The sequence below is a fragment of the Vibrio sp. 2130-1 genome (assembly GCF_033339515.1).
Genome location: NZ_JAWOUT010000247.1, coordinates 1 through 721 on the forward strand (window position 1 = coordinate 1; position 721 = coordinate 721).

Here is a 721-nt window from a genome sequence, read left to right on the forward strand (position 1 = left end):
ACCCCCAACGAGAGAGCAGATTTTCCATTCCGACCAAAATGTCAGGTTCGTTGTCTACACACAGAATTCGCAAGTGGCACAACTCCGATTGAGGACTGGTCTCGACTTTCGCAGGGTGTGGCTGAACGTGATGAGCCTTATCCAAGGTTATTGAGAACACGCTGCCTTTACCAAACCACGAACGCATTGAAATTTCGTGCCCCAACACCTGCGCAATCCCTTTGGAAATCGCCAAGCCTAATCCCAAACCTTGATCGGAGCGAACTTGCGTTCCGCGATTAAACTCTTCGAAAATTTCCTGCTGTTTTTCTTCCTCGATGCCCATGCCGTTATCCCACACATCAATGCGCACACGCCCTTGAACTCGGCGCACTCCCAGCGCAACTTTTCCATTTGGACTGTAACGAAAGGCATTGGTGAGGAAATTCTGCACCACACGGCGCAGTAATTTAGGGTCCGATTTCACCATGAGAGAAGATGGAATCATAGTGAACTCGATCCCCTGTTGTTTGGCCAATGCGCTAAATTCCGCATTGAGGTTCGCCAGAACATCGTTGACCGCGAAGCCATGCACATTGACTTCCAACTTACCCGATTCCAAACGCGAAATATCCAGCACATCTCCGATCAAATCTTCTGCCGCGCCTAACGCACTTTCGATGTGTGCAGACAACTTGCGGGTTTCGCTGTCTTTGGCTACTTCAGAAAGTGAAGACGCAAA

Annotated in this window: 1 protein-coding gene; it reads right to left on the minus strand. The window is 49.5% G+C overall.

Going from position 1 to position 721, the window contains the following annotated elements; genetic code table 11:
- Positions 1-721, minus strand: a 721-nt coding sequence (locus R7Q09_RS25510; RefSeq protein ID WP_318143860.1) for a HAMP domain-containing sensor histidine kinase, incomplete at both ends; no start/stop codon positions are given.